The 13235-nt window shown below is 41.5% G+C and carries 10 protein-coding genes; 4 read left to right on the top strand and 6 right to left on the bottom strand.

Annotation, left to right across the window (positions count from 1 at the left end):
• Nucleotides 1–19 precede the first annotated feature (19 nt).
• The 3 genes from BACFIN_RS16090 (at nucleotide 20) to BACFIN_RS16100 (ending at nucleotide 3187) form a co-directional block, all read left to right on the top strand.
• Entirely contained in the window at nucleotides 20–1072 is a 1053-nt protein-coding gene (locus BACFIN_RS16090; protein WP_262349395.1) for a branched-chain amino acid aminotransferase, read from the top strand.
• 156 nt (nucleotides 1073–1228) lie between these two features.
• On the top strand, nucleotides 1229–1987 hold the full coding sequence (trmB, locus tag BACFIN_RS16095; RefSeq protein ID WP_007749431.1) for a tRNA (guanosine(46)-N7)-methyltransferase TrmB: 759 nt from the start codon (nucleotides 1229–1231) through the stop codon (nucleotides 1985–1987).
• A gap of 99 nt (nucleotides 1988–2086) precedes the next feature.
• Nucleotides 2087–3187 (top strand): Mrp/NBP35 family ATP-binding protein, encoded by a 1101-nt coding sequence (locus tag BACFIN_RS16100; protein WP_007749429.1) that lies wholly within the window; start codon nucleotides 2087–2089, stop codon nucleotides 3185–3187.
• Nucleotides 3188–3384: 197 nt separating this feature from the next.
• On the opposite strand, the gene BACFIN_RS16105 is transcribed toward BACFIN_RS16100, so the two are convergent.
• Nucleotides 3385–5298 carry a TlpA family protein disulfide reductase gene (locus BACFIN_RS16105; protein ID WP_007749426.1) on the bottom strand — a complete coding sequence of 638 codons (1914 nt, stop codon included), beginning with the start codon at nucleotides 5296–5298 and terminating at the stop codon, nucleotides 3385–3387.
• A gap of 390 nt (nucleotides 5299–5688) precedes the next feature.
• Here BACFIN_RS16105 and BACFIN_RS16110 point away from each other — a divergent pair, with 390 nt between their 5' ends.
• Nucleotides 5689–6345, top strand: coding sequence for a porin family protein (locus tag BACFIN_RS16110; RefSeq protein ID WP_007749421.1), 657 nt, complete (start codon nucleotides 5689–5691; stop codon nucleotides 6343–6345).
• 209 nt (nucleotides 6346–6554) lie between these two features.
• Here the strand turns inward: BACFIN_RS16110 and BACFIN_RS16115 are convergent, their stop codons facing one another.
• The 5 genes from BACFIN_RS16115 to mdh form a co-directional block, all read right to left on the bottom strand.
• Nucleotides 6555–7796 (bottom strand): ABC transporter permease, encoded by a 1242-nt coding sequence (locus BACFIN_RS16115; protein WP_007749419.1) that lies wholly within the window; start codon nucleotides 7794–7796, stop codon nucleotides 6555–6557.
• Nucleotides 7797–8978: an ABC transporter permease gene (locus tag BACFIN_RS16120; protein ID WP_007749418.1), complete on the bottom strand. Its 1182-nt coding sequence runs from the start codon at nucleotides 8976–8978 to the stop codon at nucleotides 7797–7799.
• Nucleotides 8979–8984: 6 nt separating this feature from the next.
• Entirely contained in the window at nucleotides 8985–9977 is a 993-nt protein-coding gene (locus BACFIN_RS16125; RefSeq protein ID WP_007749417.1) for an HlyD family secretion protein, read from the bottom strand.
• An 89-nt stretch (nucleotides 9978–10066) separates the two neighbouring features.
• Nucleotides 10067–11521 carry a TolC family protein gene (locus BACFIN_RS16130; RefSeq protein ID WP_032839280.1) on the bottom strand — a complete coding sequence of 485 codons (1455 nt, stop codon included), beginning with the start codon at nucleotides 11519–11521 and terminating at the stop codon, nucleotides 10067–10069.
• Between the two features lie 269 nt (nucleotides 11522–11790).
• A complete protein-coding gene (mdh, locus tag BACFIN_RS16135) occupies nucleotides 11791–12732 on the bottom strand; it encodes a malate dehydrogenase (RefSeq protein WP_007749415.1) in 942 nt (313 codons plus the stop codon).
• Nucleotides 12733–13235 lie beyond the last annotated feature (503 nt).

Here is a 13235-nt window from a genome sequence, read left to right as displayed (position 1 = left end):
AAGCTATTTTTGCGAATCAATACATAAGAAAAATAAACTAATACGTTACAATATGAAAGAAATAGACTGGGCGAATCTGTCGTTTGGCTACATGAAGACAGACTACAATGTGAGAATTAATTTCCGCAATGGAGCATGGGGAGAACTGGAAGTGAGCAGTGACGAACATCTGAATCTGCACATGGCAGCTACGTGCTTGCATTATGGTCAGGAAGCGTTTGAAGGCTTGAAAGCTTTTCGTGGAAAAGACGGTAAAGTGCGTATTTTCCGTTTGGAAGAGAATGCAGCCCGTCTGCAATCTACTTGTCAGGGAATCCTGATGGCTGAACTTCCAACTGAACGTTTCAAGGAAGCTATTCTGAAAGTGGTGAAACTGAACGAACGTTTCATTCCTCCATACGAGACAGGTGCTTCTCTTTACATTCGTCCGTTGCTGATCGGAACAAGTGCTCAAGTGGGGGTGCATCCGGCAAATGAATATATGTTTGTCGTATTTGTGACTCCGGTAGGTCCGTACTTCAAGGGTGGTTTCTCTACCAATCCGTACGTTATCATTCGCGAATATGACCGTGCCGCTCCTCACGGAACTGGTATCTATAAAGTGGGTGGTAACTATGCCGCCAGTCTTCGTGCCAACAAAAAAGCGCATGACTTGGGTTATTCCTGCGAATTCTATCTCGACGCAAAAGAAAAGAAGTATATCGATGAGTGTGGAGCTGCCAACTTCTTCGGTATCAAAAATAACACTTATATCACTCCGAAGTCAACTTCCATTCTCCCGTCTATCACGAACAAGAGCTTAATGCAGTTGGCGGAAGATATGGGTATCAAGGTTGAACGCCGCCCGATACCGGAAGAAGAACTGGAGACTTTTGAAGAAGCCGGTGCTTGCGGAACTGCGGCAGTAATCAGCCCGATTCAGCGTATCGATGATTTGGAGAATGGAAAATCATACGTTATTTCTAAAGACGGAAAGCCGGGACCGATTTGTACGAAGCTGTACAATAAGTTGCGTGGTATCCAATATGGTGACGAACCGGATACACACGGATGGGTGACAATCGTAGAATAATACAGATTTCACCACAGATTACACGGATTAACGCAGATTATTTCTTCTTTTTAATCTGTGTTAATCCGTGTAATCTGTGGTGAAAATAATCCTCTTCTTTTTTCTTTTTGCCGATTACGTCAAAATCAGTACCTTTGCAGCCTAATCAGGATTGATATGGGTAAGAACAAATTAGAAAAGTTTGCCGATATGGCAAGTTATCCGCACGTCTTCGAGTATCCTTATTCGGCGATAGATAACGTGCCTTTCGATATGAAGGGAAAATGGCATGAGGAGTTTTTCAAAAACGATCATCCTATTGTACTCGAACTAGGCTGCGGACGTGGTGAGTACACGGTCGGTTTGGGAAAGATGTTTCCCGAGAAGAATTTTATAGCGGTCGATATCAAAGGAGCCCGTATGTGGACCGGAGCTACGGAGTCATTGCAGGCGGGAATGAAGAATGTGGCTTTCCTGCGTACCAATATTGAGATTATCGAACGCTTCTTTGCTGAGGGTGAGGTGAGCGAAATATGGCTTACTTTCTCTGATCCGCAGATGAAGAAAGCGACGAAACGGCTGACTTCCACTTACTTTATGGAAAGATACCGCAAGTTCTTGCGACCGGACGGCATTATCCACCTGAAGACGGACAGCAATTTCATGTTCACTTATACAAAATACATGATAGAGGCGAACCGGCTTCCAGTAGATTTTATGACCGAAGATTTATATCACTCGGGATTGGTGGATGATATTCTCGGTATCAAGACCTATTATGAACAACAATGGCTCGATCGTGGTTTAAACATCAAGTATATCAAATTCCGTCTTCCACAGGAAGGGAAGCTGCAGGAGCCGGATGTGGAAATAGAACTTGATTCTTATCGCAGTTATAACCGCAGCAAGCGTAGCGGACTAAATACAAGTAAATAGAACTGCATAAATATGGATCGGACCTACGCATCTCCTCCTATCACTCAAGGAGCCTGCGCATCTCCCTCTTTAATATTTAATATTTAATTTTTAATTGACATGACTCTTTATCCTAAATTAATATTGGATGCATTGGCAACGGTGCGCTATCCCGGTACGGGAAAGAATTTGGTAGAAGCGGAGATGGTTGCCGATAATCTCCGTATTGACGGTATGTTTGTCAGTTTTTCATTGATCTTTGAGAAACCGACCGATCCGTTTATGAAATCAATGGTGAAAGCTGCCGAGACGGCTATTCATACCTATGTGTCTCCGGATGTGCAGGTGACGATTGCGACAGAAAGTAAGCAAGCTCCCCGTCCAGAGGTGGGCAAGATGCTTCCTCAGGTAAAGAATATTATTGGTATCTCTTCCGGTAAAGGTGGAGTAGGCAAGTCTACCGTGTCAGCAAATCTGGCAGTTGCTTTGGCGAAATTGGGTTATAAGGTAGGTTTGCTCGATGCGGATATTTTCGGTCCTTCCATGCCGAAAATGTTCCAGGTGGAAGATGCGCGCCCGTATGCCGAGCGTATAGACGGTCGTGATCTGATTATTCCGGTAGAGAAATATGGAGTGAAATTATTGTCTATCGGTTTCTTTGTTGATCCGGATCAAGCTACTTTATGGCGTGGCGGGATGGCAAGCAATGCGTTAAAACAGTTGATAGGTGATGCGGCTTGGGGAGATTTGGATTATTTCCTGATAGACCTTCCTCCCGGAACCAGTGATATTCATCTGACCGTTGTTCAGACATTGGCTATGACAGGAGCGATTGTTGTCAGCACTCCGCAGGCGGTTGCCTTGGCGGATGCCCGTAAGGGAATCAATATGTTTACCAATGATAAGGTAAATGTGCCCATTCTCGGTCTGGTTGAGAATATGGCATGGTTCACTCCTGCCGAACTTCCCGAAAATAAATACTATATCTTCGGCAAAGAAGGTGCCAAGAGACTGGCTGAAGAGATGAATGTTCCTTTGCTGGGACAGATTCCTATCGTGCAAAGCATCTGTGAAGGAGGAGATAATGGTACTCCTGTCGCATTGGATGAAGATTCTGTGACCGGACGTGCGTTCCTTTCCTTGGCAGCTAGTGTTGTCCGTCAGGTAGATCGTCGGAATGTGGAAATGGCTCCTACCAAGATTGTAGAGATGCATAAATAAGAGTTTGTAAAAGAACTGTATCGTAATGAATAATAAAACGCAGATTAACGCAAATTATCGTAGGGTATTTCAATTATATATTTATCAATAACTTGTAAAATTGCTTCTACGATATTTGCGTTAATCTGCGTTTCGTTTATTCATTATGACAATCCTCTTCTGGATACTTCAAAACCCCTTTCATACCATATTCGGAACTATTTACTCAAAGTTTTCAGTAACTGCTTTTTCATCGTTTCTACTCCCGGAAATCCTGTCTTCTTATAAGTGATATTGCCCTCAGAATCAATGATAAAATAGGTAGGGACTCCCTCTATGTTAAGGTTGGACATCAGAAAATTCCATTGTTCGTTGGTTACGCGGAAATGCTCACCGTGAATATCGGAAATCATATTTTCCCATGTTCCTTTGGGAGACGTTTCGCCTGTGATGTAAAGATAGATAATGTCTTTCTCTTTCAATTCCTCTTTCATCGGGGCGATTGCTTTATTGGCCATTCGGCAAGGACCGCACCAGGTTGCCCAAATATCAACCAGTAAAGTGTGTCCGCGAAACTTGGAAAGGATGGATGGGAACAAATCTTCATTGGAGACTTCTCCCGCTTCATTGATAGTAAATCCACTCTTCCTTTTGTTCAATTCTATTTTCTTTATTGTTTCTTTGTTCGTTTGAGTAAGCATTTCGGTATACGCCGGAGAAGACAACTTCTTTATTTCTATCTCCTGATCTGCTGTCAATGGAATGAAATCTTTGATAGAATGGTACAGTTCGTTGAATCTTATATAATCAAATAATGGCCCTTGATTCGTTCCTAACGTTTCTTTAAGTATTTTCCGATAGTTCGGCATAAAACTGATCAGATAGATTGTTGATGCATACTGCCTGCTGTATAACGCTTTGAGGGTATTGATGGAAGTAAATTCCTTTAATATGTCATAGTATCCTTCGGGAATATCAATATGCGTATTGGAAAAATATTCGTTTGCTTTTTCTCTATTCAACTTATTTACAGCAATATAAGCAGATTTTAGCTCTCTGTCTGTCATCGCGATTTTTCCGGTTGCTGCCAGATCTACCTGTATGTTTAATAGTTCTTTGCATGCATTGCTATAGGAAGATTGTTCTATCGCTTTCCGGATGGATGGAAGACGTTCCAATACGTAGGCTTTATATTCATCTGCGCTTTTCCCTGCAATGGCGTTGTACATATCCATGTAGAAAACACTTTTTAATGTGATATCAATATCTACTGAAGCCAGTTCTTGTTGCAAGCTGGCCAGATATCCGTTGAAGTATACAGGTTCTCCGAATGTTTTATCCTTCTTTTGCAGATGTGTCTGCCTACGGCAAAGTTCTTTTGTGTTGATAATGAGAGATGTTTCTTCATTGGGGGCTATCAGGCATTCCACCCAGCCGAAAGGCATCTCCAATGCAACGCTTGTGACGGACGCTACTTTTACTTCTGCTTGAAAGCTGCCATCCTCCTCGATTTTTATAATATTCTGTTCGTTGTGGATATTCGATGCGGGACTTTCTATATGCATCCGCATCTGTTTCATCATATCTTTCTGATAATCGAGGATTTTCCCTTTCAAAGTAGCGGTAGCATAAGCTAACTTAGGGGTGGGTAATGCCGCTTTTTTGTTTATTTTGTGCTTGACCGCTTCTTTAGGAAGTTTTTGCTTGTAAAATGCGTTTCTATCTAGTTGTATTCCCCATATCTTGTACGCTCCGTCAAAATCTCCTTCCGAGAAATCAAGACTAGTTACATTTTGAGGAATGGGAGGAAACAATAATTGGAATTCGGCTTCTCCTGATTCCGGCATCCAGAATTCTTTGTCCAATGTGATTCCAACTCCCTTGCGGATAGGGTAAAGCATTCCGTTATTGTCTCTTAGAAAACTGCCTGTCGCAATTTTTATCCAATATTTAGGGCGATAATAAGCTTTGATGTATAGGGTGGTAACTGTATCTCCCATAACAATTTTATCAATCTCAATGCTATTGGAACTCCAGGCTAGAAAAGGAGGACGTTCAATCACTCTGTCTTGGGCTTGTACACCGTAAACGGTGCAAAGTAGCAAACCGATAATCCATGCGAAACTTCTCATATCTATATAATGTTTCTTAATACAACGAACAAATATAAGAATATTCTTGTGACTACCTGTTGGTTTATAATAAAATATGTGTGTTTGTTGCAAGAATGTTTCAATGACATTATTTCGACAAAATTATTAAGCACGAAAAATGATAGGATAAACACTATTTTTGCCTAAATAGTCACACTTTAATAACATTTATGCAAAAGATGGTTGCTCTAGGATTTTTTTTATATAAAATAAATGAAATATATTTGCGGATACAAAACAGACGTTAAATATGAAACGGTGTGTCTTGATACTCTAACAAAGTTCAGGAAATTCCCCGCACTAGAGATACAAAACTATTAATAATGCTGACCAAAGGGAAAGAGGGAGGCGAATTAAAAAATAAATGATATGAAAAAAGGTTTGATTTTTGTGCTATTTGCACTTGTTTCTATCGTTTCTTATTCTCAGCTTTCTTGGAATGCCAAAGTTGGTATGAACATGAGTAATTTTACAGGAGATGCGTTTAAAGATAGTAAGATGAGAATTGGATTTAATGTAGGCGTAGGTGCGGAATATCAATTCACAGAAATGTGGTCTATCCAACCATCGTTGATGTTCACTCAAAAAGGAACTAAAATGGAAGAGAGTGAAGAGGGAATTACTGCTACTGCGAAATTGAATCCGATGTATTTAGAGATTCCTGTGTTGGCAGCTGCTCGTTTTGCGATTGCTGATAACCAAAACATCGTGGTGAAAGCTGGTCCATACTTTGCTTTTGGTATTGCAGGTAAGTGGAAAACTGATATTGAGGGTGATTTAGGTGGAATTTCTGTAGAAGATGTTTTGGATTATCTAGATATTCCTAAAGAAGCAGATCTTTTTGGAAGTGGTGAAGATCAAATGGATATGAAGAGGTTTGATTTTGGTATTGGTGTTGGTGTTGCTTATGAGATCAATAAGTTCTTTGTTAGTTTAGATGGAGAATTTGGTCTGACCAAACTTGTTGACGGTGACGGTGCTCCGAAGAACATGAACTTCTCTATCGGTGTAGGTTATAAATTCTAATTAGGATTATACTCTCTTTATAATATCTCTTTAAAATCCCTCGTTCTATACTCTCTGGAACGGGGGATTTTTATATTATAATGTTTGATATATTTCTTCTTATTATATGGTATTGGGATGAGTTATATATTCTGCCTCATTTATCTGCAAGAACTACTTGTCTGACACCCGGGTGTCAGTACAACTTGATATCCTATATCAAAAATGAATTAATGTAGAGTTTTCTCCTTTAGTTCTTTATATCTCTCTATCGCATGTTTGCGACTCATAAGGATTTGCCAGCGATATACCCAACAGGTGGTAAGGAAGTAAATGCCTGCCTGTAACCATAAAGCTTTATATTCAAAGGCTACTTCGCTTAGAGTAGCTCCCATATTATTGATTTTCACGAAACCATTGATACCGAAAGTAGACGGGAAGATGTAAGATACATATTTCCAAAAGGGAGGTATGGCGGCTCCCGGCCATGAAATTCCGGAGATAAATAATAAAGGGACAGATGTAAATACAAAAATCAGCATACACGTTTCCCGGTTGCGGATGGCGATAGAGGCAGTCATTGCAAAGAATATACAGGCGGCTAAATAGGGGACAACAAATAACACTAATGAGTCCGGTTGTCCTATTTGGTTGAGGCTGAATATTCTTGGGACAATATACAGTACATAAAAAGCTACCAATATATAAATCAAGAAGTAGCTCAGACCTTTTCCGAGTACAATCCGTAAAGTACCGTTGTAATGCCGGTTGATGGGAACAAGGTCTTTGAAACGGTTGTTTTCTCGGGCAGTACCGGCAGCCAAGCCAATACCGAGCAATAAGGTTTGCTGAATGATTAACACCAGTACGGCAGGAATCAGAAAAGCTGCGAATCCGGCAGTAGGATTGAATATGGAAATTTCCTCATACTCTATCGGATAAGCGGTGATTTCATCCTGACGGTCAGTAGTATTGCTACTACGTGCAATTTTGATATCCTGATTCATATCCAGTGAAACGGCTGTATTGGCTATGAGCATGGATTTATAATAAAGTAATCCGCTCATATCACAATAAATGCTGACTTGCGTCTGTTTTCCTTTAGCTATATTATCACTAAAGTCAGAGGGTATATAGATAATACCATACGCAAGTCGGTTTTTCAACATCTGTTTGGCTTCCTCCATATCGGCACAGTATGAAACAATTTGGATATCAGGCGTAGCGTCTACTTTGCGCAGGTATTCGCGGCTGAGAGATGAATGTGAGTCATCCACAACGATAGCGGGGACCTCACGCACAACTTCATTATCGTAAATGAAACTGTATAATAGCGGATAACCCAATGGAACGAGTATAAAGAATATCAGTACCCCTTGGTCGCGGAAAGTTGTCTGAAACTCCCGTTTCCAGATATAAAACAGGTCATTGATACCTTGTACTATCTTATCTTTTAATTTTATATCTTTCATTTAGGGAATATATTTATAATAAATAAGTGCTTCTTTCAAGCGGTGAACTACCAGAAAAGGAAGCAGCATGAATATCAGTAATGCCATATAGTTACTCCAAGAATAAGCCATGCTGTACCCATTGAGCGCTTGATCTACATAAATAAGGAAGTAGTGACGCAACGGAAACAGATTGCTCAAAGCTTGTAAAACAGGATGCATCGCCATTACCGGAAATGAAAAGCCGGAGATGGAGAATGATATAACTCCCCATAAGGAAGCGAAACTCAGTCCAAGCCGCAAAGTCGGTAAGGTTCCTATCATGACAACACCGCAGCATTGCGAGGCGAGAACGAGACAGAGTGTTGCGAATATCATCGGAAGAATACCGCTATTGCAAGGAAAATGTAGGAAACCATACAGGTATACATTATAGAATATGCCCATAATAAAAAAGATAACCGTATGGGGCAGTAGTTTTCCTGCCAATGCAATATAAATCGAGTTATTGCTCATACGTAACCATTCACGTGCGGTACGGTCCTTGATTTCCACACCGATTGAATAGACGGTAACCATGAATATAAGCAACATAAGTACTCCCGGTATCAATGTGTTGCACAGATATACCGAATAGTTCAGCCACGGGTTGTTCAGAGGATGCGTATCAATCACAATAGGTTGCAGAAATCCCATCGCCTGGCCTTCCGTTGCCCCTTTGGCGTATAAAGCGGTTCGTGCGGCGGCACCGGAGGTGAGTTCCCCCATCATTTTCATGTCTCTGAAAAGCAAGGAGCCGGCAATCAGATAAGAATAATTGGTGTAGAAAGAAATCTTAGGTTGCCGCTGGCTTTGCGCTTCTACGGATAATCCCTTCGGGATGTAGAAAAATCCATAAATTTTCCCTTCCTGTACAGCAATTCGAGCATCCGTCACATTACTGTAATGCGCTACGACACCCGTCTGTGAGAAGGCATCCAGATTGCGCACGATGTTGCGGGAAGTCGATGAGTCGTCCATATCCACTACACCGGCCGGAAGATTTTGCGGAAGTCCCGAATCCATTAATGTAGTGAAGAAGATATAGCAGAATAGTGGAGCGATAACCATACAGAAAAGGTAGAGCGGACGTGAAACCAACCGTCGGCATTCCCTTTGTATGACTTGCCACAAAGCTATATATTTCTTTTCTCTTTCTTTCATGACCTCTTATTTGTCAATGACAACCGACATTCCCGGACGGAGGTTTTCTACTTTTTCCATAGGGGAAGCTTTCACCTCAAATGTTTTCAAGTCAAACTGTCCGGTTGTTTTAGTTGCTTTCCAAGCGGCATAACTTCCTAGATCTTTCAGATAATATACTTTGAGTTTGATTGTTTTATTATCCAGAGCGGGTACGATTGCCTCAAACTCGGTTCCCATAGTCAAATCTTTGAGGAGGTCTTCGCGCACATTAAATGTTACCCACATATTGTTCAGTTCGGCTATGTTCATGATTGGCGCTCCTGTACCCACTAATTCACCGACTTTCGGGAATATTTCAGAAACCTCTCCGGCGGCAGGCGCTATAAGATAGGTTTCCTTGATATACGATTCCACTTCGGCAACAGCACCTTTTGCCCGGTTCACCAAAGCCTCCGCAGCCATTTTGTCCTCACGTTCGGCTCCGTTCTTAGCCATTGTATATTGAGCTTTGGCGGCTTTCTCGGTTGCGATGGCAGCGTCACGCTGTGCGGTTACCTCATCCAACTTTTGTGCGGGCATAACTCCTTGCTCATGCAGGTTTTTGATTCTTTGGTATGATTTCTCGGCAATAGTAACACCTGCCTGTGCTTTTTGCCACATCTCGTAAGCAGCTTGGATTTGTTCCTTGCGGGCTCCTTTGATTGCTTTCTCATTCTGTGCTTGCGCAGCGGCTTCGGCTGCACGTGCCTGTTCCATTTTTGCCATGACGTCAGGGGCTTCTAAAATAGCTAGTGTATCACCGGCATTTACGCTTTGACCTTCTTTCACGCGAAATTCCAGAATACGCCCCGGAACTTTGCTTGAAACGCGGTACTCGGTAACCTCTGCCTGCCCTTGTATGATCTCAGGGCCTTTGCGAAGCATGAAAAAGCCAACTACTGCAACGATTGCAATAACTCCGAGTAAAGTAAGAAAAGCCAGCAGCATATTGCTGTTTTGTGATTTTGTAGTTACCATATTATAATGAATTACTAAATTACTATTTATAAATTACCAGATAATGAGTTTTACTCCCAACTCTCCATCCTCCACTTTTTACTCTCCACTTATTGAAGAGTTCCTAATGATTTCTTCAGATAAATCTCAGTCAGTTTCACGTCTATTTGTGCATCGATCTTTTCAGATTGGGCGGATAGCCAGGCGGTTTGCGCTTCGAGAACGTTGCTGGTGGCAATTACGCCTTCTCTGAATCCAAGTGTCGCGTAACGGAGGTTTTCTTCTGCTTTTTCCATATTTTGGGAAGCCATAACCAACTTCTTACCTGCTTCATTCACTTTGAATGCTGCTTGATTGACTTGCAACTCTATTTTTTCTCGTGCATCTTGAAGTTGATACTGGGCGATGCGTGCTTCGGCCTTGGCAGCTTTTGTTTTATAGATACCTTCTCCCCAATGCCATATAGGAAGCTGCACCATGACACCTACATTCCACATACCTTTGAATTTATTCTCAAAACTGTTGAAGACGGAAGGGTTGGTGACCATGTAGTTTCCCATCAATGCGATAGACGGAAGATGTTCGGCGCGGGTTACGTTGACTTTCTGCTTATAGATTTGTGTAGCCAGTTCAAGACTGCGTATCTCCGGACGGTTTTCGTATGCAGTGGACAGATCGAAATGAGTATCTGTCGGAATTAATGGAATATTCTCCATATTTTCATCCGCCAGCGTGATGGGTGAACTCAGATCGAGACCGCATAGTTGACACAACAACATTCGGGCAAGGCTCAATCCGTCTTCCACTTTAGTTAGTGTCATTTCCGCTTCATTGACTTTGACGCGTACGGAAAGACCGTCCGCTTTGGTCGCTACTCCCTCGGCGATCATCTTCTCAACGTCGCTATCCAGTTGTTGCAGAAGTTTTAAGTAACCTTCTGCCAATTTTTTCTTATTGACCAGTGAGATTACCTGCCAATAGGCTTGGTCGGTGCTCATGATAACCTCCTGCATACCACCATTATGTTGTTGGCGTGCCAACTCTTCGGCGTATTTTGTTATTTTATTATAAGCACGGATTTTACCGCCCATATATAAAGGCTGAGTTAATGTGATGGCTCCGGCATATACATTTCTGGTGTCTGTACGAAGCGCGTCCACCAAAGAATTGCCTGCCTGGTCGAGGGCTGCCGGTAAACTCCCGCTTAATGAGGATATGAGTGGAGCCAGTTCGGGATAAGTTGCTATAATTCCGGCTGCGGCTTGCCCGATGGGACCTGCCAGATTACTTCCCAATCCGGAGAGTGCCGCTTTCTGATCGTTGTTCAATAGAGAGAATTCTTTTTGATTTCTCATGTAAGCTCCGGTTGCCGAAAAGTTGGGTAAGTAGTTGGTGAATGCCGCCTTTCGTTGGTAATGGGCTGCATTTATTTTTTCATGACTTATCAACAAATCTTTGTTGTTGGTAAGCGCTAATGCCCGGCAACTATCCAAGCTTAGTGAAGTTTGCGCTTTTACTATAAAAGTCAGGTGTAATAGGATTGTCAGGAGAAATAGTTTTTTCATCGCATCTTGCATATTAATAAGGTGATACTTCTATTTAAATAACCCTGTTTTTATGTAATTTGTTTATGGAAATAGTCTGTTTATTTGTACTTGTTGGCTTAAACAATAATTGCATAAACAACGATGCAAATGTATGTGCTTTCTATGAGAAAGCAAAAAGAATTAGCTTTTTTTAGAAATATAGCAAAATTAGTGATTCCGGTGAAAAGAAAAAGGCCGTTCTTCTGAAATGAAGAACAGCCTTTTAATATATTAAATGTAAAAGGGGATTAAAGAGCACCTACTTCTTTCAAAGCAGCGTTTGTTTTGTGAACAGCAGCAGCACTGGCAGCAAATTTAGCTTTCTCGTCAGCGTTCAGGTCTAGTTCAACAATCTTTTCGATACCGTTTTTGCCAAGAATAACAGGAACACCGATACAGATATCTGATTCGCCGTATTCGCCTTCCAGGAATACAGAGCAAGGAATCATCTTCTTCTGGTTGTGGATGATGGATTCAACTACAAATGCTCCAGCTGCACCCGGTGCATACCATGCGGAGGTACCCAGCAATTTAGTCAGTGTAGCACCACCTACCATAGTAGCGGCAGCTACTTCGTTCAGTTTTTCTTCTGACAGGAAGTTGGTTACAGGCATACCTTTGTAAGTAGCGAAACGAGTCAACGGAATCATAGTAGTATCACCGTGACCACCGATAACCATGCCTTCTACTTCGTTAGCATTGCATCCCAAAGCCTGAGCCAGGAAATATTTGAAGCGAGAGCTATCCAGAGCACCACCCATACCGATAATACGGTTTTTCGGCAAGCCTAAAGATTTCAATGACAAATAAGTCATTGTGTCCATCGGGTTAGAAATTACAACAAGGATAGCGTTTGGAGAATATTTCAAGATGTTCTGTGCTACCGATTTAACGATGCCAGCATTCACACCGATCAGTTCTTCACGAGTCATACCCGGTTTACGAGGAATACCTGAAGTAATCACAACAACGTCAGAATCAGCAGTCTGAGCATAGTCGTTAGTGCAGCCTACTATTGTAGTGTCGAAGCCCAGCAATTGAGCTGTCTGCATCATATCCATTGCTTTACCTTCTGAAACGCCTTCTTTAACGTCCAGCATTACTACTTCGTCTGCTACTTCATTAAAAGCAAGTACATTTGCACATGTAGCACCTACGTTACCTGCGCCTACTACGGTTACTTTTGACATAATACTATATATTTAAAAAGTTGATAATTTGTTTTATCTTTTAGCGCGACAAAATTACAACGATAATCCTGATTAAAGAAATTTTTCCGTAATAATTTTAGTTAAAGGTCTGAGTTTCCAATAATATAATAGGTATGATAATTTAATAATTGCTTGCCTATCCGGATTTACTTCGTCCGCTACTATTACTTCGTTGCACTATAGTGTTCCGCAAGAATAACTATAGTCTCCCTTGCGGATAACTATAGTCATACGCAAGGAAGACTATAGTTAAACGAAATAAGTATAGGCAGTGAAATTAATAATAGTAGGCAGAGAAAGAAATAAAGTTCGTATCATACAATATCAGGAAATGTCGTGGACTATAATACGTTACCTCTTGAAAAAGGTAAGGACTTGGCCGATTGGGAGAGCAGTGTTGCTAACAGAAAAATTGATAATATCTCAAGAGGTATTCGTGAACATACTTCGGCACAAGTCTATTCTTTGATTGCTACCCATCA

Origin of the sequence: Bacteroides finegoldii DSM 17565 (assembly GCF_000156195.1) — a bacterium.
Lineage (GTDB): Bacteria > Bacteroidota > Bacteroidia > Bacteroidales > Bacteroidaceae > Bacteroides > Bacteroides finegoldii.
Note: the sequence above shows the minus strand (reverse complement) of the source record. Positions and strands in the feature narration are given on the sequence as shown.

Excerpts from the sequence above, each read along its gene's own strand:
- trmB (WP_007749431.1), top strand. The coding sequence starts at position 1,229 with ATGGGTAAGAACAAATTAGAAAAGTTTGCCGATATGGCAAGTTATCCG.
- BACFIN_RS16100 (WP_007749429.1), top strand. The coding sequence starts at position 2,087 with ATGACTCTTTATCCTAAATTAATATTGGATGCATTGGCAACGGTGCGC.
- BACFIN_RS16105 (WP_007749426.1), bottom strand. The coding sequence starts at position 5,298 with ATGAGAAGTTTCGCATGGATTATCGGTTTGCTACTTTGCACCGTTTAC.
- BACFIN_RS16110 (WP_007749421.1), top strand. The coding sequence starts at position 5,689 with ATGAAAAAAGGTTTGATTTTTGTGCTATTTGCACTTGTTTCTATCGTT.
- BACFIN_RS16115 (WP_007749419.1), bottom strand. The coding sequence starts at position 7,796 with ATGAAAGATATAAAATTAAAAGATAAGATAGTACAAGGTATCAATGAC.
- BACFIN_RS16120 (WP_007749418.1), bottom strand. The coding sequence starts at position 8,978 with ATGAAAGAAAGAGAAAAGAAATATATAGCTTTGTGGCAAGTCATACAA.
- BACFIN_RS16125 (WP_007749417.1), bottom strand. The coding sequence starts at position 9,977 with ATGGTAACTACAAAATCACAAAACAGCAATATGCTGCTGGCTTTTCTT.
- BACFIN_RS16130 (WP_032839280.1), bottom strand. The coding sequence starts at position 11,521 with ATGAAAAAACTATTTCTCCTGACAATCCTATTACACCTGACTTTTATA.
- mdh (WP_007749415.1), bottom strand. The coding sequence starts at position 12,732 with ATGTCAAAAGTAACCGTAGTAGGCGCAGGTAACGTAGGTGCTACATGT.